Annotated in this window: 18 protein-coding genes; 7 read left to right on the top strand and 11 right to left on the bottom strand. The window is 55.6% G+C overall.

The window, feature by feature from the left end:
* Positions 1 to 166: 166 nt before the first annotated feature.
* The gene (locus H6F57_RS27320) at positions 167 to 493 is read left to right on the top strand and encodes a hypothetical protein (RefSeq protein ID WP_199289491.1); all 327 of its coding nucleotides are present in this window, start codon (positions 167 to 169) and stop codon (positions 491 to 493) included.
* A 385-nt stretch (positions 494 to 878) separates the two neighbouring features.
* On the opposite strand, the gene H6F57_RS00305 is transcribed toward H6F57_RS27320, so the two are convergent.
* From H6F57_RS00305 to H6F57_RS00290, 4 genes are all read right to left on the bottom strand, one after another.
* Complete coding sequence (locus H6F57_RS00305; protein WP_190624938.1) at positions 879 to 1,613, bottom strand: succinate dehydrogenase cytochrome b subunit; 735 nt, start codon at positions 1,611 to 1,613, stop codon at positions 879 to 881.
* Positions 1,610 to 2,446 carry a tetratricopeptide repeat protein gene (locus H6F57_RS00300; protein ID WP_190624937.1) on the bottom strand — a complete coding sequence of 279 codons (837 nt, stop codon included), beginning with the start codon at positions 2,444 to 2,446 and terminating at the stop codon, positions 1,610 to 1,612. Before H6F57_RS00300 ends, H6F57_RS00305 begins: the two co-directional genes overlap by 4 nt.
* Positions 2,447 to 3,994 (bottom strand): FAD-binding oxidoreductase, encoded by a 1,548-nt coding sequence (locus H6F57_RS00295; RefSeq protein ID WP_190624936.1) that lies wholly within the window; start codon positions 3,992 to 3,994, stop codon positions 2,447 to 2,449.
* Between the two features lie 221 nt (positions 3,995 to 4,215).
* Positions 4,216 to 4,617 carry a hypothetical protein gene (locus H6F57_RS00290; RefSeq protein ID WP_190624935.1) on the bottom strand — a complete coding sequence of 134 codons (402 nt, stop codon included), beginning with the start codon at positions 4,615 to 4,617 and terminating at the stop codon, positions 4,216 to 4,218.
* Positions 4,618 to 4,894: 277 nt separating this feature from the next.
* Between H6F57_RS00290 and H6F57_RS00285 the strand changes: the two genes are divergently transcribed.
* Together H6F57_RS00285 and H6F57_RS00280 are read left to right on the top strand one after the other, a co-directional pair.
* Positions 4,895 to 7,015 carry an FAD-dependent oxidoreductase gene (locus H6F57_RS00285; RefSeq protein ID WP_190624934.1) on the top strand — a complete coding sequence of 707 codons (2,121 nt, stop codon included), beginning with the start codon at positions 4,895 to 4,897 and terminating at the stop codon, positions 7,013 to 7,015.
* A gap of 237 nt (positions 7,016 to 7,252) precedes the next feature.
* Positions 7,253 to 8,407 (top strand): acetamidase/formamidase family protein, encoded by a 1,155-nt coding sequence (locus H6F57_RS00280; RefSeq protein ID WP_190624933.1) that lies wholly within the window; start codon positions 7,253 to 7,255, stop codon positions 8,405 to 8,407.
* Between the two features lie 95 nt (positions 8,408 to 8,502).
* Here the strand turns inward: H6F57_RS00280 and H6F57_RS00275 are convergent, their stop codons facing one another.
* The 3 genes from H6F57_RS00275 to H6F57_RS00265 form a co-directional block, all read right to left on the bottom strand.
* Complete coding sequence (locus H6F57_RS00275) at positions 8,503 to 9,114, bottom strand: heme-copper oxidase subunit III (protein ID WP_190624932.1); 612 nt, start codon at positions 9,112 to 9,114, stop codon at positions 8,503 to 8,505.
* 203 nt (positions 9,115 to 9,317) lie between these two features.
* Positions 9,318 to 10,994, bottom strand: a complete 1,677-nt coding sequence (ctaD, locus tag H6F57_RS00270; protein WP_190624931.1) for a cytochrome c oxidase subunit I — start codon at positions 10,992 to 10,994, stop codon at positions 9,318 to 9,320.
* A 213-nt stretch (positions 10,995 to 11,207) separates the two neighbouring features.
* Positions 11,208 to 12,203 (bottom strand): cytochrome c oxidase subunit II, encoded by a 996-nt coding sequence (locus tag H6F57_RS00265; protein ID WP_190624930.1) that lies wholly within the window; start codon positions 12,201 to 12,203, stop codon positions 11,208 to 11,210.
* A gap of 507 nt (positions 12,204 to 12,710) precedes the next feature.
* Here H6F57_RS00265 and H6F57_RS00260 point away from each other — a divergent pair.
* On the top strand, positions 12,711 to 12,986 hold the full coding sequence (locus H6F57_RS00260; protein ID WP_190624929.1) for a hypothetical protein: 276 nt from the start codon (positions 12,711 to 12,713) through the stop codon (positions 12,984 to 12,986).
* Between the two features lie 214 nt (positions 12,987 to 13,200).
* Here the strand turns inward: H6F57_RS00260 and H6F57_RS00255 are convergent, their stop codons facing one another.
* Positions 13,201 to 14,184 carry an RNA polymerase sigma factor, RpoD/SigA family gene (locus tag H6F57_RS00255; RefSeq protein ID WP_190624928.1) on the bottom strand — a complete coding sequence of 328 codons (984 nt, stop codon included), beginning with the start codon at positions 14,182 to 14,184 and terminating at the stop codon, positions 13,201 to 13,203.
* Between the two features lie 883 nt (positions 14,185 to 15,067).
* On the opposite strand from H6F57_RS00255, the gene murI reads away from it, so the two are divergent.
* Complete coding sequence (murI, locus tag H6F57_RS00250) at positions 15,068 to 15,913, top strand: glutamate racemase (RefSeq protein WP_190624927.1); 846 nt, start codon at positions 15,068 to 15,070, stop codon at positions 15,911 to 15,913.
* On the opposite strand, the gene H6F57_RS00245 is transcribed toward murI, so the two are convergent.
* Positions 15,910 to 16,077, bottom strand: a complete 168-nt coding sequence (locus H6F57_RS00245; RefSeq protein WP_190624926.1) for a hypothetical protein — start codon at positions 16,075 to 16,077, stop codon at positions 15,910 to 15,912. The genes murI and H6F57_RS00245 overlap by 4 nt on opposite strands.
* Before the next feature lie 544 nt (positions 16,078 to 16,621).
* Between H6F57_RS00245 and sds the strand changes: the two genes are divergently transcribed.
* Both sds and H6F57_RS00235 read left to right on the top strand, forming a co-directional pair.
* The gene (sds, locus tag H6F57_RS00240; protein ID WP_190624925.1) at positions 16,622 to 17,593 is read left to right on the top strand and encodes a solanesyl diphosphate synthase; all 972 of its coding nucleotides are present in this window, start codon (positions 16,622 to 16,624) and stop codon (positions 17,591 to 17,593) included.
* A gap of 90 nt (positions 17,594 to 17,683) precedes the next feature.
* Positions 17,684 to 18,154: a CYTH domain-containing protein gene (locus tag H6F57_RS00235; RefSeq protein ID WP_190624924.1), complete on the top strand. Its 471-nt coding sequence runs from the start codon at positions 17,684 to 17,686 to the stop codon at positions 18,152 to 18,154.
* A gap of 17 nt (positions 18,155 to 18,171) precedes the next feature.
* On the opposite strand, the gene cruG is transcribed toward H6F57_RS00235, so the two are convergent.
* Positions 18,172 to 19,386, bottom strand: coding sequence for a 2'-O-glycosyltransferase CruG (cruG, locus tag H6F57_RS00230; RefSeq protein ID WP_242042912.1), 1,215 nt, complete (start codon positions 19,384 to 19,386; stop codon positions 18,172 to 18,174).
* A gap of 118 nt (positions 19,387 to 19,504) precedes the next feature.
* Positions 19,505 to 19,660: transposase (locus H6F57_RS00225; RefSeq protein ID WP_190507635.1), on the bottom strand; the 156-nt coding region annotated here is incomplete at its 5' end.

Genomic DNA, 19,660 nt, shown 5'->3' with positions numbered 1-19,660 from the left:
GCCTGAAGGTGCTGGAACCACCAACAGACAGCTAACCCCGCAAATCTAACACGCAGATTGCGAGGCTAGGCTCATCGTACCCTAGCCCCCTCAGTTTGCACTTCAACTGCGGGTGGCTGGGGTTTTCGCGTTCTGTCTTCCTCAACCACAACTGGAGACAGAACCGATGTTTGAATATCTCGACCCTGACGCCTCTGGCGCGTCAAATCTTCCGCCTCCCCAGCCTGCTAAATCACATCCCCGTCCTGAGAAGGTGCGCCATATGCTCTACGGCAGCTTGGCAGGCATAGACCGCACCATCAAAATCCTCCACGCCTACGGCTACGCCGACCCCAACGACTGGAGCGACCCGCTGCCCACCGACCAACCCAACCAGTGGATGGTGATACTGACCAAAATCTTGCAACGAAATCGGGGGTCTGCTGTTTTGGCCCGGCTGGGCTACAAGCAGCAGACCCCCGGTTGTCTAATCGCAAACCGGCACAGTGGGTAGGGTGGGCAATGCCCACCACCTACACATTCACTCACCACCAAACCCTTCCCATCAAAATCTCTGGTGAGAGAGGCAGGTTGAAGGTGGGCGGTGCCCACCCTACTTGGTGGTAGAGCCCCACTAGATTGATGCCCAGGTAGAGCCTGGGCACCAGGAATCACAGCTTGGTAACAAGCAATCACAGCCCGGTGATAAGCAAGTGCAGGCCTGCGCGAAACAAGTACAGGCTAGTGCGAGGCAAGTACGGGCTAGCGCGAAGCAAGTACAGACCAGCGCAAAGCAAGTACAAGCCAGTGCGAAACAAGTTCAGACCAACGCGAAGCAAGTACGAGCGATTATCTGCTGGAGAGGCTTCGCCAATGCTAAGCAAGTCCACGGTTCATGCTTAGCTCACCAAACCCAGGTAGATCGCCCAAGGCAGCACCAAAAAGCCTGCCGCAATACCAACGCCAACCACCGCACTCGTCCCATAGGCCAAAGGCCGAATCCCTTTATCTAATAGCCCCATCGATTGCAGCGCGCTCCAAAACCCGTGGCGCAGGTGAGAGGCCAGCAGCACCAAAATGACGGTGTAGCCCACTACGTAGGGCAACTCCTGAAACTTCTCGATCACCAGCCGGGCCAGGTCGCGTACGGTGTCGCCGCCTAGCTCGGTAGGGTAGTAGGTGCCAAACCTAAACGTCCGCAGGTGAATGACTAAAAACACCGCCAGCGCCAGGCCGGTGATAATCATGGTGCGCGAGCTGAGGGTTTGGTAGCTGGAGCCGCCCGCCGACTGGTAGGTGCTGTAGCCCTCGGGCCGCGCCTGCCGCTTGCGCCAAAAAATCTCAATGCCAACCCAGGCATGGAGCACCACGATCGCCGTCAGCGCCAGCTCAAACGCATAGTAGACAACATTAAAGTTGCTCACCAGCAGGGCGTAAGCATTGTAAGCATCGCGACCGACAAACAGCAGCAGATTGCCGGCCATGTGCACCAGCACGAAGGTGACCAACGCCAGCCCCGTGAACCCAGTGATCAGCTTTTTGCCAATGGGCGAGCGATAGAACGCCAGCAGGGGAGATGCGTCAGCTTTGGAAGATTCAGGTTGCTGTTGAGGGGCTTTGAGGGTGTTGGTCATGGTTCGTCTTGCACGCGCTCGATTTGCTCAATCACCCGGCGAATTTCAAAGGCATCGACGGCGTCGGGGTGCTGGTAGAGGTAGCGCTCTAGGTCGAGCCGAGCCTGATCTAGCATTCCCTGCTGATAGTGGATCAGGCCGCGATCGCGCCATTCGCCCACTGCCTCGGGGGCAATTAGCAAGATGCGGTTGATGGCATCTAGCACCTTGGGGACATCTCTATTTTGCAGATAAATCAGCTTCAGGTTGGTCAGAATGCGCACCAAAAAGGTGGCCGGGCTAATCGGGAGCAGTTGCTGAGGCTCTAGCTGGGCGGGATCGCCAAACATCTGCTTGAGCCGCTCGCGGCAGTCTTGCTCAAACATGACTTCGCCCCGGTGAAACGGATCTACAAAAATATCCATTTCTTTCACTGTAGGGCGAATCAAGAAATGCCCCGGCATGCTGACCCCCGCCATGGGGAAGCCAATGCGCTCGGCCAGTTCTAAATACACCAGCGACAGCGTGATCGGAATGCCCACCCGCCGCTCAAGCACATCGTTGAGAAAGCTGTTGCGCGGGTCGTAGTAGTCAACGCTGTTGCCGCTGAAGTTGAGTTCGCCAAACAAATAGTCATTGATGGCGTGAATAATTTTGAGGGGGTAACGATCTTCGGGCAATCGCTGCCGCAGGGTTTCGGCCATGCGATCGAGCATCGCCAGGTAATCGTTCACCACCAGTTGGGGGTACTCTTCTTGAGCAATATACAGCGCTGCTCGGGCCAGGCTCACCTGAGCTATGGGTCGTTGCAGCTCTTGATAGAGGCGCTCGCGGGGCAATGCAGAATAGGTCATTTAAACGTCGTAATCCTTTCCGCTGCCATAGAACAAGCGATCGCGCCACCGATGGCTATAGTATCGCGGCACCGGTGGCAATGACTCAATTACTGGACTCAGGGCGCGGGCCAGGGGTTCCAAAGCGCTGTAGCCCGCCAGGCTGCTGTAGTGCCCCAGCCAGCTAACCAAAGCCCCCAAGCCAACCTGGGGAATAATCTTGGCCACCAGCGCCGGATGTTTAAGGGATGTGACCGCCAGGGTCTTGGCCAGGGCCGGAAACTGCACCACATCCTGCAAAAAGGGCTTGAGGGTAGGCTCGCCCAACTCAGCCATGGCGGCAAAGATCGCCGTCAGCATGGTGTTGATGTGCTGCTCAGAGAGGGTCTGGTCAACCCCCACGCTCATCGATTTTTGGAATAGCCAGGTGACCGACAGGTTGGGCTGGTAGGGCTGGAGTGCGCCCAGGGCAGTGGAGTCGAGGCGATCGCACCCCAAAGCCTCATCAATGCCCGTCACCAAGCGCTCCAGGTGGCGAATCATGGCCCCAAAGCCGCCAAAACTCAGGGGCGACTGGCTACCGCTGCTGTCGCCCACCGCTAGGGCACGGCTCCAGGGATAGCGCAATGGGCTGTTTTTATAGCAGGGAAAGAAGCCAAACAGCGCCCGTTTGACCCTCAGTTCCTCCAGACTCACCCCCTGATACTCCGGCAGCAGCGTCCAGTACTCTTCAAACAAATCCGTCAGGCTCAAACGTCGAGGGTCGGCATCGAGATAGGTAAACAAGTAAGTGGTGCGCCCGTCCCGCGCCGGAAATGCCTCCCAAAAGTATTGGCACTGGTGTCGCAGCGGCGTAAACGACACCAACAAATCGCCCTTATCGTTCTGCGGATATCCCTCGGCGCAAGTGCCCACCACCAGGCACACCGCATCGGGCTTGGCCGTGCTCCGCGCCTGGCTTACCAAGGGCGAAAAGTGGCCCATGGCGTCAATCAGCAGGCGAGTGGTAAACGCCTGACCGGCTTGCACCACCACACCGTTGGAGTGCACCTGGGCAGAGTCAAAGGCGGTGTGCTCAAACAGCTGGCCCCCGGCGGCTAAAAACTTAGCCTTGAGCTGCTCTAGCAGGCCTTTGGGGTCAACCCCGACGTTGAGCACGTCATTAACCCACAGCGGTTCGCCATCACCAAACTGAATGCGAGCCGGGTTGTATTCTGTTGCGATCGCCTCCTCTAGCTCAGATTCCGACAGCAGGCCCAACTTCGTCAGGGTCTTCAGCTCGTGGCGAGAGATGTTCCACTCTTGCTCGCGGCCCTGCAACAGGCCACGCTCAAGCAACGCCACTCGCCAGCCCCGCTGGGCCAGCCCTGCCCCCACCAGCACCCCCAAGGTGCCGCCGCAAATCACTACATCCCACTCAACCGATTCCAACAGCGTTTCGGTTTGGTGAATCACCTGCTGCTCGGGTAGATTGCCGGTGCGATAGCGCAGCCACAGGTCGTCAGCCCGTTGAAGCCCTGTCAAAGGATGTCCTGGTAGGCCAGCGAGCATTTGTTCAGTCAGGGTCATGGAATGCCGCAAAAGGCCAGAGAATACTGTTTCCAGTCTAAATCTAAATCGCTTGCACCACAGGGACCAAGGGCGTGGGCACCGTCAAGGGTGTCCAGGCAGCGCTTTCAGGTTTGGGGTAGTTTTCAAAACCCGACAAAAAAGCAGCTCCAAAGTTGAAGCTGCTACAAGCAAATCAGCGAAAATGAAAAATTAAAAGCAATTTTGCCAAGGCAACCGCTCTACCGGTTAAAGAAGCCTTTGACAGAATCTACAACGCCTTCGGCGGAGTCTTTGGCGGCATTACCGGCGTCTTCAACAGCGTTCTGGGTGCGGTCAAGAGTTCTCTGAGCCTTGCCAAGCTCGCGATCGCTAAGGCCACGCTTAGTGCCTTTGTCTACATCAGCGGGTACACCACCCAGGCCTTCTTGAAGCCGGACCTTGACCTGATTGACGGTGTCGCCGTCCTTGCTAATGCGGTCAAGTTCACTCTCAGCCCGCTGTTGCACAATATCTCCGGCTTCGTTACCCAGAGCTGCTGCTGGGGTGCTAAAGCCAAACACCAGGCTAGAGCCAATTACCAGAGTAGCGAGGCCAACGCACAAAAGGCGCTGAAGCTTTGACGCGATCGCATTAACAGTCATGAAAAGTCTCCTGAGAAAAGTCGCACTCACCAGTAATTAGTGAAGTGTCTGTCTTGACTCGTTATAAACCCAGCAGGCGCAGCAAGACCTCGCCCAGCGGGTAGACCTGACCTCACGATTTAGTTACAGATCGAAATTTCCTTACCTCTCACCTTTGACTAACGCTCTAACCAAAAAATAATCGTCCTATAAAACTTCATGTCGCCCGTGGGGCAGCCCTGGCGCGCCACCGGCCGCCTAGCCTAAAATCGTTGCAACCCAAAGACTTACCCTCACTATGGCCAACGCGTCTAACCCCATCACCCAACGAAATGGCATTTTTTCGGAGGGGGCTTTTACCCGCCCGGCCAGCGGGGCAGCGCTAACCTGCTCGATTCTCGTAGTTGGCGGCTCGACGGCGGCCTACACTACGACGCTAACCGCCCTACGGCTGAACCTAGACGTGTGCCTGGTGCAGCCTCACAAAGTGGTGGGGGGACAGTTTACCGCCCAGGCGCTGCCCGCCTCCGACGATGGCGACCTGCTCCAGGCCAAGGCCACGCTCTACACGGTCGATGGCGAAGAATTTGCGATTTCTAAGGCGCAGCGGGCCTTCCGCGATCGCCAGCGCGAGCTGCAACCGGTGGGTGGCCAAAAGGTGGCCAACCCCGGCGGCGGCTGGGTAAGCCCTTTGGCGACCACCCCAGTGGTGGCCGCGACAGCACTGAATGAGGCCCTGCTGCCCTATCTGCGCGACGGTCGCCTCACCCTAATTCCCTTTGCGGAGCCGGTTCAGGTGGTGATGCAGACGGTGAACGGGCGATCGCGCATGCAGGGTGTCATCTGCCGCGACACCCAGAGGGGCCACACCTTCATCGTCAACGCCAAAGTTACCGTCGAAGCCACCGACTTGGGGGATTTGCTAGAGGTCGGCAATATTCCCTCTCGCGTGGGTCAGGAAGCCCGCCACGAGACTGGCGAGGCCATTCTGCCCGAAGATGCCCGGCCCCAGTGCCAGCAATCGATCACCTTCGACGTGGTGGTAGAGCACACGGCGCAGGGCAGAGGGGTGCCCATCGGTAAGCCCGACGGGTTCGAAACCGAAGGCTGGATTGGCCTCAAGGAATTTACCAGCACCTTTTGGACTAAGCCCAAGCCCGACCAGTGGCAAAAGTGGAGTTTCTTTAGCGATTTTGGCATCTTTCGCTATCGACGGTTGCTCAGGTCGCATACCCACGATAAAAAGGTCGTTCCTGGTGATGTCGCCGTGCTCAACTGGGGCACCTCTAGCGAGCCCGATCGCGCTTTTTGCTGTGGCAATGACTACCGCCCCGGTCGGTTGGTAGGCGTTAGTCGCGAAGAGCGGGCGCTGCACATTCAGCGGGCCAGGCAGCGGGCGCGGGCCTACGTTCACTACCTGCAAACCCACGGAGCCGCCGACCTCAAACCCCGAGGCGACCTCACCTGGACCAGCGACGGCATTGCCCTCGAACCCTATATTCGCGAAGCCCGCCGCGGCATCGCCCTCACCACCGTTCGCCATGAGGATGTGGCCGAAACTTTTTTCCCCGACCAGGCGCGGGCGCGGTGCTTTGACGACTCGGTGGGCATTGGCCAATACCACTATATGGATCTGCACGGCAACGACGCCAAGGGGCATGTCAGTCCAAGGGGCAAAGATGTGGTGGCCCTACCCTTTAGCCTGCCCCTAGGCTCCCTCGTGCCCCGAGATACCGATGGCCTGGTGCTGTCGGCCAAGAGCCTGGGCACCACCCACATCACTAACGCCGCTTACCGCATGCACCCGATGGAGTGGGCGATCGGTGAAGCCAGCGGCTTCCTCGCCGTGTTTGCGGTATGGACAGGGTTAGATCCTAGAGTGCTAGCTACCGAAGAACGGCACATTCGCAAGATTCAGGGCTTTGTAGCCCGCAATGGCATTCCCATCTTCTGGTTTAACGACGTCAGCCACGCCGACGCCGACTTTGAGGCCATCCAGGTGCTGGCGGCGGCAGGTATTATTCGCAGCGAAAACCCCAAGAATCTGAACTTTAGACCCCATGCCCCGGTCAACCGGGCGGTGGTGGCCACGGCTCTGGTCAACGTGCTCAAGCTGCCCACTACCCTGCCTGACCCCACCTCGGGGCCAACCTTTAAGGATGTTCTCCCCGGTAAGCACTGGGCCTACATGCCGATCGAAACCCTCTATGCCCACGGCATGATCGCCGGAGTTAGCAAAGACCGCTTTGCCCCCGATGTCCCCATCACCCGCGAACAGCTCTCGTTTTTGGTCAAGCGCGCCATGCCTGAGGTCTACGACAAGGCCTTTGGCCGCACCCCCATCGATCGCCAATACCTCCAGCGCCGCGAACTCTCCCGCGTGCTCTATGAGGTGCTGAAAGGCCGGCTGGAGATTTAGCCATTGGGTGGCGCTAATACCCGTTGTAGGCTCTTGTTTGGATGCAAGAGGGGGCGATGGTCAACGACTGGCCAAAGGCCAACGCCCCCGCGAAAACGGCTATTTTTTCCTTTTGGCCGCAAAGATGGGGTTGAAAGTGCTTGTTGCCACAATTTAAGTAATAGATATTACAACGGCAGCACCTAGAACCCTGTTCACTAGATCTGGTCAATTAGGCGTTTATGGTCCGTTAAGCCGATGAAATTGTTTAAGCGAATTAAGCGCCAGCCGTCCCTGAAAGCGTCCAAACGGCTGTTGCAGCTTGTAAGTGGAGTTGGGGTTTGTCTGCTGGTGGCAACAGCCTGGTCGTCGTGGTTTGACCCCGCTGCAGCCCAGTTTGAAATCTACGACGTTCAGTCAGTGCCCGGCAACGTGATCTGGGGAGAGTTGTTTAAGCCTGATAGCGAGCCGATTCTGACCGTCAAATCGGGCGATCGCATTCGCATGGAGACGGTTTCCCACGAAGGCATTCTGGCCGACCAGGGCGACACCGTTGAGTTTTTGACCGGTGGCGGCGTCAAGGCCAATGACATTCTGCCCGATCAGCTCACCATTAAGGGCGCTGTACCCAAATCTGGGCCAGGCCCTCACGTTATCACCGGGCCAATCTACGTTGAAGATGCTGAACCCGGCGACGTGCTCGAAATCAGAACCCTCGACATCGCCTACCGCGTCCCCTACGGCGTCATCTCCAACCGCCACGGCAGGGGATCGCTACCGGGCGAATATCCCGAAAACGATGCCCCAATTTACACCAAGATCATTCCCATCGACGCCGAGCGAGAAATTGGTATCTTTCGGCCCTCCAATGGGCTACCCAATTTAGAAATTCCACTTAAACCGTTTATGGGCCTGATGGGTGTGGTCCCTGCGGCGGTAGAGGATGCGGCCAACTCAGTACCGCCTGGGCTGTATGGCGGCAATGTCGATATCAAGCATCTGGGTCGGGGCAGCAGCCTGTATCTGCCGGTGCAGGTGCCCGGGGCGCTGTTTTACTCGGGTGATCCCCACTGTGCCCAGGGCAATGGCGAAGTAGCCCTGACAGCGATCGAGTGTTCTCTCTTGCCTACCTTTGAGCTAGTGCTGCACAAAAATATGGAGCTGCCTGCTCCCATGGGTGAAACCGCCGACGCCTGGATTGCCGTGGGCTTAGACACTGACCTCGACGAAGCTATGAAGAAGTCAGTGCGCGAATACCTGCGGATTGTGAACGAGAAGTACGGGCTGACTAAGGCCGATGCGTTGCTCTACGCCAGTGCCGATATCGACTTTGAGGTGTCGCAGGTCGTGGATATCGTCAAGGGTATTCACGGGGTGATCCCCAAAGACCGCTTCACCGCGCTGGAGAAGTAACGCCTCGCTAAGGCAGCCCAAACGGTAGGGCCATAGCGTAAAAAGAACCCCGGTTTCTCAAGAAACCGGGGTTCTGCGTTTTAGGGATAATTGGCTTAGATCAGCGTCAGCAGGTAGATGAGACTAAACAGCACAATCCACACTACGTCTACAAAGTGCCAGTAGATCTCGGCCATCTCAGGGCCAGTGTGGGTGATGTCGGTGTAGTGGTTGGCGCGGCGCGATCGCCACAGCACCCCCAAAATCAGCACTAGCCCAATGAACACGTGAGCTCCGTGGAAGCCCGTCGTCAGATAAAAGCAGTTGCTAAACAGGTTGGTCTTGAGGCCGTAGCCCAGGTTCATATACTCATACACCTGGCCGACTAGAAATATCGCGCCCATGGCAGCGGTAATGCCAAACCACTTGCGCATACCCGCTAAGTCGTTCCTCTTGATCGCCTTGGTGCCTAGGTTAATCACCCAGCTGCTCGACACCAGAATCAGAGTGTTCACCGCCGGTAGCAGCAGCTCAACCTCGGTTTCCTCCGGTGGCCACTGCACGTGACTGCCGCGAAAGACGAGAAATACGGCAAAAAAGCCCGCAAACATCAAAAATTCTGAGGCCAAGAAGGTAATCAGGCCCAGAACCCGCAAATCCTGGTGCTCTTCGTGGGCCGCCACCTCGTGGCCAGTGACCACGGGGGTAGAATCAATTGCGCCTTGCATAGGGTTATCTAGGGTAAAGAGCAGGGGGTGAATAGTGTGAAGCAGGATAGGAGCAAGCTGGCCTCGATGCGATCGCCCCGGCTTGACTTGTATTCAAGCCTAACCCGATTGCCTTTGACTGAAAGGGTACTAGGGCGATCGCCGTGAGAAAACTTACCAAAGTTAGATCTCCCAACTTCGAGGTCAACGCTGGGCCAAACTCCTTACGATCGCGGTGTTTGCAGCGGCTCACCCGCCGGGCCTACCTCATCCGCTCTCTCCATACCGTAGGCGTAGGGGCCGTGGGTAAGCACCGGTAGCACCTCCCAGTTTTCGATAATCGGCGGCGAATCTGTAGTCCACTCCATCGTCATGGCATTCCAGGGGTTAGGGCCAGCCTCCTTACCTTTCCTCCAGCTCCAGATCACGTTGAAATAGAAAGGAATCACCGACACCGCCAGAATGTAGGCCCCGACCGTCACTAGCTGGTTCAGGTGGGCAAACTGTGGGTCATACATGGCTACCCGGCGGGGCATACCCTGCATCCCAAGGTTGTGCATCGGGGTAAAGGTGATAATGGTGCCAATGAAAGTCAGCACAAAATGCACCTTGCCTAGAGGCTCATTCAGCATGCGCCCGGTAATTTTGGGAAACCAGTGGTAAATCCCCGAGTAGATGCCAAACACCGAGCCGCCGTACAGCACGTAGTGGAAGTGGCCCACCACGTAGTAGGTATCGTGCACGTGAATGTCAAAGGGAGCTGCACCCAGGGTGACGCCGCTGAGGCCGCCAAACACAAACATCGACAGCAGGCCTACCGCAAACAGCATGGCGGTCGTATAGCGAATCTTGCCGCCCCACAGTGTCGCCACCCAGCTAAAGATTTTGATCCCGGTAGGCACCGCCACGATCAACGTTGAGATGGTGAAGAAAATCCGCATCCAGGGGGCAGTGCCGCTGGTGAACATGTGGTGCACCCACACAAATAGCCCGACTAGGCAGATGGTGAGAGACGAGTAGGCGATCGCCTTGTAGCCAAAAATCGGCTTGCGAGCATGCACCGGGATCACCTCCGACATAATGCCGAAGATGGGCAAAATCATCAGGTAGACCGCCGGGTGCGAGTAAAACCAGAACAGGTGCTGATACACCACCACGTTGCCGCCCGCATCGGGCTTAAAGAACGAGGTACCAAAGTTGATGTCAAACAGCAGCAGCACCATGGCCGCTGCCAGTACCGGGGTGGCAAACAGCGCCAAAACTGAGGTGGCTACCATGGCCCAACAAAACAACGGCATCTGGTCCCAAGCCATGCTGGGCACCCGCATTTTCCAGATCGTGACCAGAAAGTTTACTGACCCCAAAATGGAGGAGGTACCCACCATAATCAGGGTCACACACCACAATGTCTGGGGCAGGTTAGCTGTAATCTCACTCAGAGGGGGGTACGAGGTCCACCCTGACTGAGCACCGCCACCCAAAAAGAAGCTGGCGGCTAGCAGCGCACCAGCCGGGGGGTTGAGCCAAAAAGCCAGGGCATTGAGCTTAGGAAACGCCATATCCCGCGCCCCAATCATCAGCGGAATCAGGTAGTTGCCAAACCCCCCGATCGCCGCCGGCACAATCCACAAAAAGATCATGATTGTGCCGTGGTTAGTCAAAAAGGCGTTGTAGAGTTCGGGGCTCAAAAAGTCAGAGTTGGGGGTGGCCAGCTCAGTGCGCATCAGCACCGCCATAAAGCCGCCCACCAGGTAAAACAAAAACGATGTTACCAGGTACTGAATGCCAATCACCTTGTGATCAACGTTAAAGGTGAAGTAGTCGTACCACTTCCACTTGTCTGGATGGCCGTGGCCACCCTGAAGCTCCGTGGGTTTTATCGAAATATCTGCTTGAGCCATAGAGCGTTTGCTAATGAGGGCTATAAAAATTGTGGAGCACGGTGGCTTAGGTGTCTGTCAATCTACTTACTAGGAAGTCTTGTCGGTTGGGTGAAACGAAGTGCAACCTAACGTTGCCTGACTTTGTTGAGTTCTGCTGGCATTCCACCTAACCCACAATTAACTCTTGACCCAGCACTAGACCGTTGAGGATGAACCCGGTGAGATATGGCCTTAGTGATTCACTAGACCTGTCTGGGCGATTTGAACCGGCGATCGCGCCAAATCGGGGGCGATTTCTGCCAGGTACTCGGCATCGGTAGCTTTCTCAATGGGTTGAGCCACGGTGGTGGTGGGCGTTGCCTCGGCTACACGACTGGCCACCCAGTCGGCGTAGTCTTCGGGGGAGTGCACAATCACCTGGGTTCGCATAGCGCCGTGGTAAGACCCACACAGTTCGGCACAGACCACCGGATAAGTGCCCTCGCGGGTTGCTACAAAACGCAGTTCACCGGGTTCACCGGGCAGGGCGTCCTGCTTCAGGCGAAACTGGGGCACCCAAAAAGAGTGAATTACATCCTGGGCCTCAATTTTGAGCTGCACATCTTTACCTACGGGAATGTGCAGTTCTCCATCGGTAATACCCGTATCGGGGTAGCGAAAAATCCAGGCGAATTGCATACCTGTGACGTTCACCGTCACATCAGGCTGATTCATCTGCACCAGGGGGCTGGCACCAAAGCCATAGACCTGGGTTTTGCCAAAGACGGTGTCATCGTCAAGGCCCTGAGCCAGCAGGGGGGCCACATCGATCAACGACTCTTGTGGTGCCATGGCTACCATGGCACCGTGGCCGTGGTGGCCACCGGGCGAAAAACCGCCCATTTCTTGAAACACCACAACGCTGTACAGGCCCAAACCCACAACGATCACAGCGGGAATGGCAGTCCAAAATGCCTCTAGGGGCAGGTTGCCCTCAATGGGCAGACCGTCGGTATCGTCGCCCTTGGGCTGACGAAAGCGAATTAGCGAATAGACGATCGCCCCCTGCACCACAATGAACAGGGCTGTGCCAATAGTCATCATGACGTTAAATAGGTCATCCACCAAGGGTGCCTGCTCAGACGCCTGCACCGGCAGTAGATTGTGGTTTTGCCCCACCCAAAGACTGATCAGGGTGACGGCAATACCAAGAATCAGTGTCCAAAAGGGGGCGGGAATTTGTTTCATGGCTACTCTCCTAGGGAGATGTTGCGAAGGATGCAAACCTCAGCCTCGTGAGGATATGCACCTGGAACGTGCGAATTAACTACCAGGGCTAAAAAACCATCAGCCATGTCTCTTCGCATGCTAAAGGTCAGATCTAGTCTGGCTTAAGAAACTTCTGATTTGCTTCAACTCCGTCAACGAACCGCCGTATTTTTTGTTAAGTTATGTAACCTTCGAGGTCGTCAAAAAATACAGAACCTCAACAAAAAAATGGCCATCTATAGTGTTTAACGCAGATCCCATCAAATTAGACGCGATTAGCGGTTGGTTAAAGTTTTCTTAGGCATCAATCTTTTCTCAACACCGCTGGCAAGAGGGGCACAGTTGCTGTCGGTAGGTGCTGAGCCGCCGAGTTACATTTTCTTGCACGTCAGGGTAGCGGCTGAAGGATGGGCATTCTAGGTACATTGCTCGGGTCACAGACTTGACTGACGGCTGCGGGCTTTTGTACCTAGGGAGAGATTGCACATGGACTTTCCAATGGCCTCTAGCCAGCCCGATATTCGCAAAGAAGCCCTAGTGGCCCTAACGGCTCAGTTTATTAAGCAGGGCCATCCCCCCAGCTATGCCCAGCACATGGCTACTGCTTCCATTTTTCAAGCCGATTTAGAATTGCGCAACGCCCAGTTCAGCCGCCTGCTTGCCTGGCTCAAAGAGTCTCACGCTGATATCTACCCTAAGGCACTCGAAATTGCTGAGGACGTGCGGCAAGAGTTTGAGAAGCGCGTTACCGGCGAGTTTTAGTTATAGCTGCTGCCGCTGCCCACTACCTCGATCCGCTCACCTTTCTCGAAGATGGCGAAGTTAGGCGATCGCACCCCACCATGCGCTATCTGTAGAGACACATGGTGAAGCTTGGTTTTACAGTGAGCAGCCAAGTTGTATAAAGCAAAAACCGCCCCTTGCTCCAGAAAAGTCTGTCCTGAGCAAGGGGCGGTAAAGAAGCCCGCACAATCACCTAGCTAGCGATGTAACCATGCATGGTGGATTTGCGGCGGCGCAGATGTTTGAGAGCCTGTTGCTCTAGCTGGCGCACCCGCTCACGGCTGATATTCATGCGGTTGCCCACCTTGGCTAGCGACAGCTCGTTACCATCCTCAAGACCGTAGCGCAGGGTAATCACCTCTTTCTGCTGAGGGGTGAGCTCAGACAGTAAGTTGCGAATATCCTGTTTTAGCGACTCTTGAGCAGTGAAGGTTTCAGGCGAAATGCCGTCGTCTTCAAGCAGCTCTTGCAGCTCCGTATCCTGGTTGTCGCCAATGCGCACATCTAGCGAAATGGGCTGCCGCGCCAGCACCAAAAACTCGCGAATTTGCTTGGGCTCTAGCTCTAACGCCTCACCGATTTCGTTGGCGTTGGGGCTGCGGCCTAGCTGCTGAGACAGCTCGCGCTGTACCCGCTTGATTTTGTTGAGTTTTTCGGTGATGTGAATCGGCAAGCGAATGGTGCGCGCCTGTTGGGCGATTGCACGGGTGATGGCTTGGCGAATCCACCAGTAGGCATAGGTTGAGAATTTATAGCCCTTAGTGGGGTCAAACTTCTCAACACCGCGCTCCAAGCCAAGGGTGCCCTCTTGAATGAGGTCTAGAAATTCTAGGTTGCGCTTCTGGTACTTTTTGGCGATCGCTACTACCAGACGCAGGTTCGCCTCAATCATTTTGCGCTTGGCGCGCTCGCCCTGACGCACAGTGTGGTTGAGCTGAGTTTCGTCTAAACCAGCAGCTTCAGCCCACTCGCCTTGGGTAGGTTCGTGGCCCAAGGTCTCAGTCAAGCCTTCTTTTTGCTCTAGCAGCGCCATATAGGACTGCACCTGCTTACCGAAGATAATCTCCTCTTCGTGGGTGAGCAGCGGTACTCGGCCAATCTCATGGAGGTAGGTTCGTACAGCGTCAGCACTGTAGAGGGGCTTGCTTTTTAACGTACGGGTCTTTGTTTTAGCCATGAATTAACCTTTGTCCTCCACTGACGATGCAGCAAACACTGAATGCTGAAATCCAAAAACTGATAAGAAAGCGATCACCTTTCAAAAATGCCTGGGCCGAAACACGGAGAGATAGCGAGCTGCTCGGCCTTATATCGGCTTCAATACTGAACTGAGAGAAATCAATCAAACTGTAAGTTCTGTCTCATACGCACATCCCTCATGCTTTGGCAAGATGCGGTTCTACAATTCTCATCGCTGATCCTTAAGATCAGGACTAAGTTAATTACTTGCAATGCAGAGTCACCCGTCCAACAGTCATCCAGATGTGTGTCTGCTGAAGCTGTGGCTTAATCAACGGTGCAAAACCTGATGTCGGTACCGACGGCTAGAGTCCTCACAAAACTCGAAGCCAGTATGAGTTTACTCCTCCAGAATATAACAACTTTCTGGTTGCGTAAAGTGCTACAGGTGTAGTTATGCGTTTGACGGGGGTAGGGGTCACTTTGTTTCCCTAGAGATTTAGGTTAGCCAACGGCAGCAGGGCAGTCTGCATCAGATGTTTCAGTTCAAAACTAGAACCCTGGGCTAATGGCTTTGAGAACATCTCTATTTTCAAGGATCTAAGCCTTTAAACATGGGGGTTTCCCTCCTGAGAAAACCGAACCTGCTGCACCAAATAGTCATAGCGGCAGGTTAAACCTTCTCAAACCTTAAGATACTGAAATCATGTAGCAGGGGTGTGTCGGTGGTATGGCAACTCTATGGCGGGTTTGGCGGCATACTACAAGCTGTCAGTTCCCTCGACTGGAGCTCACCGGCACTGTCACACAACCTACTAGGGACTGCTCAAAAACCGGTAGACTCAGTGAGATTATTTTTTCATCCCTAAGCATAAGCACCCATGAAAAACGGGTTAGACCATCGCTTGCTGGCTACGCGACCGGCTTCCATTGGCATCTTCGACAGCGGTGTGGGTGGCCTCACCGTGCTGCGAGAAATCTATCGCCAGCTGCCCAACGAGTCGGTAGTGTATTTTGGTGATACGGCGCGACTGCCCTATGGCTCGCGATCGCCCCAAGAGATTCTCTACTTTGTGCGCCAAATCTTGACCTGGATGGCTGACCAAGGGGTCAAGATGGTAATTATGGCCTGCAACACTAGCTCAGCCTTAGCCCTAGACCCGGTGCAGGGTGAGTTTCCTTTTCCGGTGCTAGGACTGATTCGGCCAGGGGCCCAAGCGGCAGCTTTGCAGGGTCGTCGCATTGGCGTTATTGCGACCCAGGCCACTGTCACCAGCCGTGCCTACACTCACGCCATTCAAGAAATCAACCCGACCTGCCAGGTGTGGGAGGTCGGCTGCCCTAATTTTGTGCCCATCGTTGAGCAAAACCAAATTAAAGACGTCAAGGCTCAGCGTGTTGCTGCTACCTATCTGCAACCGCTAATTGCCGCCAACATCGACACCCTGGTGTACGGCTGTACCCACTATCCTCACTTAGCTCCGGTGCTAAAGCCAATTTTGCCAGCCACCATGCAGTACGTTGATCCGGCGATTTCTATGGTGGCGGCCGCTGCTAAAGAACTGGACGCCCTAGGGCTCCGCAGCAGTACCCCAGCCTGGTCGACAGAGTTTTACGTGAGTGGCTCGGCTCCTGAGTTTAAGCGCTTGGCCGTGCAATGGTTGGGTCACCAACCCACCGTACGCCAGGTTCGTCTGCCAGAACTGGTGGCCAACCCCAAGGGCTAACCCTGGGAGCGACGCCGGGTGCTCAATCGCTGAGCTAGCACGAGCATGGCGTAGATCAGGAGTAGATAGGCGATCGCTAGCAGCGGAATAACGACTAGAGAAGCAGAATAGGTCATGGTCGGCAGCAGCAGATAAGAGAAGACCGTCAATGCCTGACGAGCCATAGGCACGGTCAAGAACAGCAGTAGGTGCTGCCAAAGACCAGTTCCCTCTCTGCAGAAGGAACGTTGCTCGCCAACAATCTTGGGCGCTAATACGCCCGTAGAAGCTAGTAAAAACGACCGAGCGCCTAGGAAACCAGTAAGAAACTCACTTAGCACCGCGATCGATTCATTCAATTAAGCAAACAAGACAAAGTCAGACAAAAAACTGACGGACTCTACTTGTTTTCTTGAGAAATTCTTAAATTAATCCTATCACGGCATTTTGCTGTCGGGTGAGAAATATGAGGTGTAAAGTCACTTAAATTTTGGGCTAATTTTGTAAATCGGTTCGGGCCGTTTGGCCAATGCTGCGGTGTCGGCCTAAGGAGCGTAACGCAGGCCCACCAGCGGGTTTAGTGCTAGTGTCAACGACTGACTAAGCTCCGGCCATAGTCTGATAGCCAACAAAAAAGGCTGAGCTTTTACCAATACTCCTTCTGGGGTTGTCTTAGAATGACGATAGAATATGTAAAAATTCGTAACTTTAGCGCTCTTGCCGGGGTCTATGACTTCAGTAACTTCTCTTTTCGCGCCAGTTGAGTCCGACCTTGACCTGATGACTCACAATCTCAAGGGGTTAGTTGGGTCGCGGCATCCCATTTTGTCGGCAGCGGCCGAACACCTGTTTGGCGCTGGGGGCAAGCGGGTGCGCCCAGCGATTGTGCTGCTGCTGTCTAAGGCCACCCTGCCGGGGCAAGAGATCACTCCCAAGCATCGCCGCCTGGCCGAGATTACCGAAATGATCCACACGGCTAGCCTGGTGCATGACGATGTGGTCGATGAATCCAGCGTGCGGCGCGGAGTGCCCACCGTGCACAGCAGGTTTGGCAACCGCATTGCGGTGCTGGCGGGTGATTTTTTGTTTGCCCAAGCCTCGTGGTATTTGGCCAACCTCGACAATCTGCGAGTGGTCAAGCTCCTTTCCCAGGTGATTATGGACCTGGCCGAGGGCGAGATCCAGCAGGGGCTGAACCGCTTTGATACTAGCTTCTCGATTGATGCCTATCTAGATAAGAGCTATTTCAAGACAGCATCGCTGATGGCCAATAGCGCTAAGGCAGCAGGAGTGCTGAGCAACGTGTCGGAAACTGTAATTGAGCAGCTCTACGACTACGGTCGGCATTTGGGGCTAGCCTTTCAGGTAGTTGACGATATTCTCGACTTCACTAGCTCTGATGAGGTGTTGGGTAAGCCTGCCTGCTCTGATCTCAAGAGTGGCAACTTGACGGCTCCTGTGCTCTACGCGATGGCTGAGTATCCCTTTCTCACGACTCTAATTGAGCGGGAATTTTCTGAGGCCGATGATTTTGACCAGGCCATTAACTTGGTGCATCAGAGCACCGGCATTGCGCGATCGCGCGAACTTGCTGCCACCCATGCCCGCCTAGCAGCAGCTTGTCTAGAGCACCTGCCCCCCTCTGCCGCTCGCCAGGCTCTCCAAGACCTGACTAGCTACGTGCTGCGGCGTATTTCCTAGGCCAGAGGAGCGCTCAATGCAGGGATGTAACTAAATCTCTTGGACTAGAGCAAGTTAGGCTAGGCTGCAAAGGTAGCTCTTAGTAAGCCGATGGGTCAGGAAATTGAGCGAAAATTTTTGGTGGTGGGTGATGGCTGGCGTCAGGCTGCCCAGGGCGAATTGATCCGCCAGGGCTACATTCCTACTCAGGATGCGCGGACTGTGCGGGTAAGGCGAGTGGGCGATCGCGCCTATCTAACCCTCAAAGGCCCGGCTGTGGGTCTAGTGCGCCCTGAGTTTGAGTATCCCATTCCCGTTGCCGATGCCCAGACTATGCTGGCAACCCTCTGTCAGCCGCCCCTAATCGAAAAAACGCGCTATCGCCTTCCCCTGGGGAATGTAGTGTGGGAAATAGACGAATTTCTGGGCGAAAATCAGGGATTGATCGTTGCAGAGGTTGAGCTTACCAGTGCTGATCAAGTCGTCAACCTGCCTGACTGGATAGGTGCAGAGGTGAGTTACGACTCGCGCTATCAGAACTCCAACCTTGCTCGCCATCCCTTTAGGAGCTGGAATGCCTAGAGCTTTACTCCTGTGCTCTAGTCCACAACTGGATACTGTCGCCCCCGCCATTGGGTAGGCCGCCGCAAAGAAGAGAGCCCAATGCGCGCTACCGCTGCCAAGTCGGCTAGGGGCGACAGCCAAAAAGCCCAAGCTCCTGGTGCTCCTTCGAGATCGTACGCTGTTGACACCGCCGCCTGCATGCCCAAGCGCATAAAGAGCAAGCCCATGTTCACGACAAGCAAGCTCTGTAGTGTCAACGACCACGATGCGGGCGCAAAGTGCTGAAGCGCCCCTAGCCCCGGTACGAGCACCCAGGGCAACCCCTGCACCAGGGCAAGAAATGTCCAATCCCACCAGACCTGAGCGGCTGAAGCCGCGTCTTTGAGGTCAAGGGAGCGGCCCCACTCGCGCCAGGTTTCGGCCATGCCTTCGTACATGCGCACTTTTAGTAGGCGAGTGCCATCCCAGAAGCCCACTCTGGCACCCTGGGCCGCAGCGTGGCGAGCCAGGGTCACATCGTCGCAAAAAGAGGTAGAGGCGGCCTGATAGCCGTCGAGTTTTTCGAGCAGCGATCGCCGCACCATAAAGCACTGGCCGTTAGCCATCACCCGCTGCGACGAGCCACTGGGGCTGCCCGCCGGGCCAAATCGGTACACCAGTGTCATTAGCAAAGCGGGCTGCAGCCAGAATTCGCCGGGGTGCTTGAGAATGAACCGAGGCGCGAGGGACACTAGGTCATAGCTCTCGCTGTTCATCGCTTTGGCTAAAGCTGCCACTAGGCCAGGCTGAGGCTGAGTATCAGCGTCGACGCCCAACACCCAGGTACTAGCGGTTGATGTTTGGCGAAAGCCGTAGTCTAAGGCCCAGGGACGCCCGACCCAACCCTGGGGCAAAGGGTCATCCTCTAGCAGGCGCAACCGTGGGTCGTGAGCCTGGTAAGCATTAACTACCGACTGGGTGCCGTCGGTTGAGCGGCTGTCTACGACTAAAATTTCCCGCACTTCGTAGCCCTGACGGATCAAACCCTCCAGGCAGGGGCGTATCCGATCTGCTTCGTTAAGCGTAGGCACCACTACCGAAACCGTGCCTAGCAGATCGGGGTCAGGGGGCACTGGAGCCAGAGGTGGTCTGCGAAAGGGACCCTGCATCAACCGCGACAGCAGTACCGCCACCATCGGCAACTGCACCAGCAGCAGCACGACCGCTACAAAACTTGGCCAAGGAAATAGGGCGACCACATCAGTGGACAAGGGAGTACCTCAAAACGGACATTACAACTATTGAATCTATTGACTGTAGACTCACGAACTCAATTTCAGAATACTAAGCCTCGGATAATATCTACCATCCGAGGCCTAGGGCGTGTCATCAATTAAGCCAAATCACGACAGCCGCCATGTAGATTGCACTAAGAAAGGTTTCTGCGAGCTTATCGTAGCGGGTAGCAATCGCTCGATACTGCTTAAGCTTGGCAAAGAAGTTCTCAATTAGATGCCGTGCTTTGTATAACTCCTGGTCATAGTC

It is taken from the genome of Leptolyngbya sp. FACHB-60 (assembly GCF_014695775.1).
Taxonomy (GTDB): Bacteria; Cyanobacteriota; Cyanobacteriia; order Phormidesmidales; family Phormidesmidaceae; genus Nodosilinea.
This window is presented reverse-complemented; position numbering and strand designations above follow the sequence as displayed.

Coding starts and splice junctions, on each gene's coding strand:
- H6F57_RS27320 (WP_199289491.1), top strand. CDS start 167: ATGTTTGAATATCTCGACCCTGACGCCTCTGGCGCGTCAAATCTTCCG.
- H6F57_RS00305 (WP_190624938.1), bottom strand. CDS start 1,613: ATGACCAACACCCTCAAAGCCCCTCAACAGCAACCTGAATCTTCCAAA.
- H6F57_RS00300 (WP_190624937.1), bottom strand. CDS start 2,446: ATGACCTATTCTGCATTGCCCCGCGAGCGCCTCTATCAAGAGCTGCAA.
- H6F57_RS00295 (WP_190624936.1), bottom strand. CDS start 3,994: ATGACCCTGACTGAACAAATGCTCGCTGGCCTACCAGGACATCCTTTG.
- H6F57_RS00290 (WP_190624935.1), bottom strand. CDS start 4,617: ATGACTGTTAATGCGATCGCGTCAAAGCTTCAGCGCCTTTTGTGCGTT.
- H6F57_RS00285 (WP_190624934.1), top strand. CDS start 4,895: ATGGCCAACGCGTCTAACCCCATCACCCAACGAAATGGCATTTTTTCG.
- H6F57_RS00280 (WP_190624933.1), top strand. CDS start 7,253: ATGAAATTGTTTAAGCGAATTAAGCGCCAGCCGTCCCTGAAAGCGTCC.
- H6F57_RS00275 (WP_190624932.1), bottom strand. CDS start 9,114: ATGCAAGGCGCAATTGATTCTACCCCCGTGGTCACTGGCCACGAGGTG.
- ctaD (WP_190624931.1), bottom strand. CDS start 10,994: ATGGCTCAAGCAGATATTTCGATAAAACCCACGGAGCTTCAGGGTGGC.
- H6F57_RS00265 (WP_190624930.1), bottom strand. CDS start 12,203: ATGAAACAAATTCCCGCCCCCTTTTGGACACTGATTCTTGGTATTGCC.
- H6F57_RS00260 (WP_190624929.1), top strand. CDS start 12,711: ATGGACTTTCCAATGGCCTCTAGCCAGCCCGATATTCGCAAAGAAGCC.
- H6F57_RS00255 (WP_190624928.1), bottom strand. CDS start 14,184: ATGGCTAAAACAAAGACCCGTACGTTAAAAAGCAAGCCCCTCTACAGT.
- murI (WP_190624927.1), top strand. CDS start 15,068: ATGAAAAACGGGTTAGACCATCGCTTGCTGGCTACGCGACCGGCTTCC.
- H6F57_RS00245 (WP_190624926.1), bottom strand. CDS start 16,077: ATGGCTCGTCAGGCATTGACGGTCTTCTCTTATCTGCTGCTGCCGACC.
- sds (WP_190624925.1), top strand. CDS start 16,622: ATGACTTCAGTAACTTCTCTTTTCGCGCCAGTTGAGTCCGACCTTGAC.
- H6F57_RS00235 (WP_190624924.1), top strand. CDS start 17,684: ATGGGTCAGGAAATTGAGCGAAAATTTTTGGTGGTGGGTGATGGCTGG.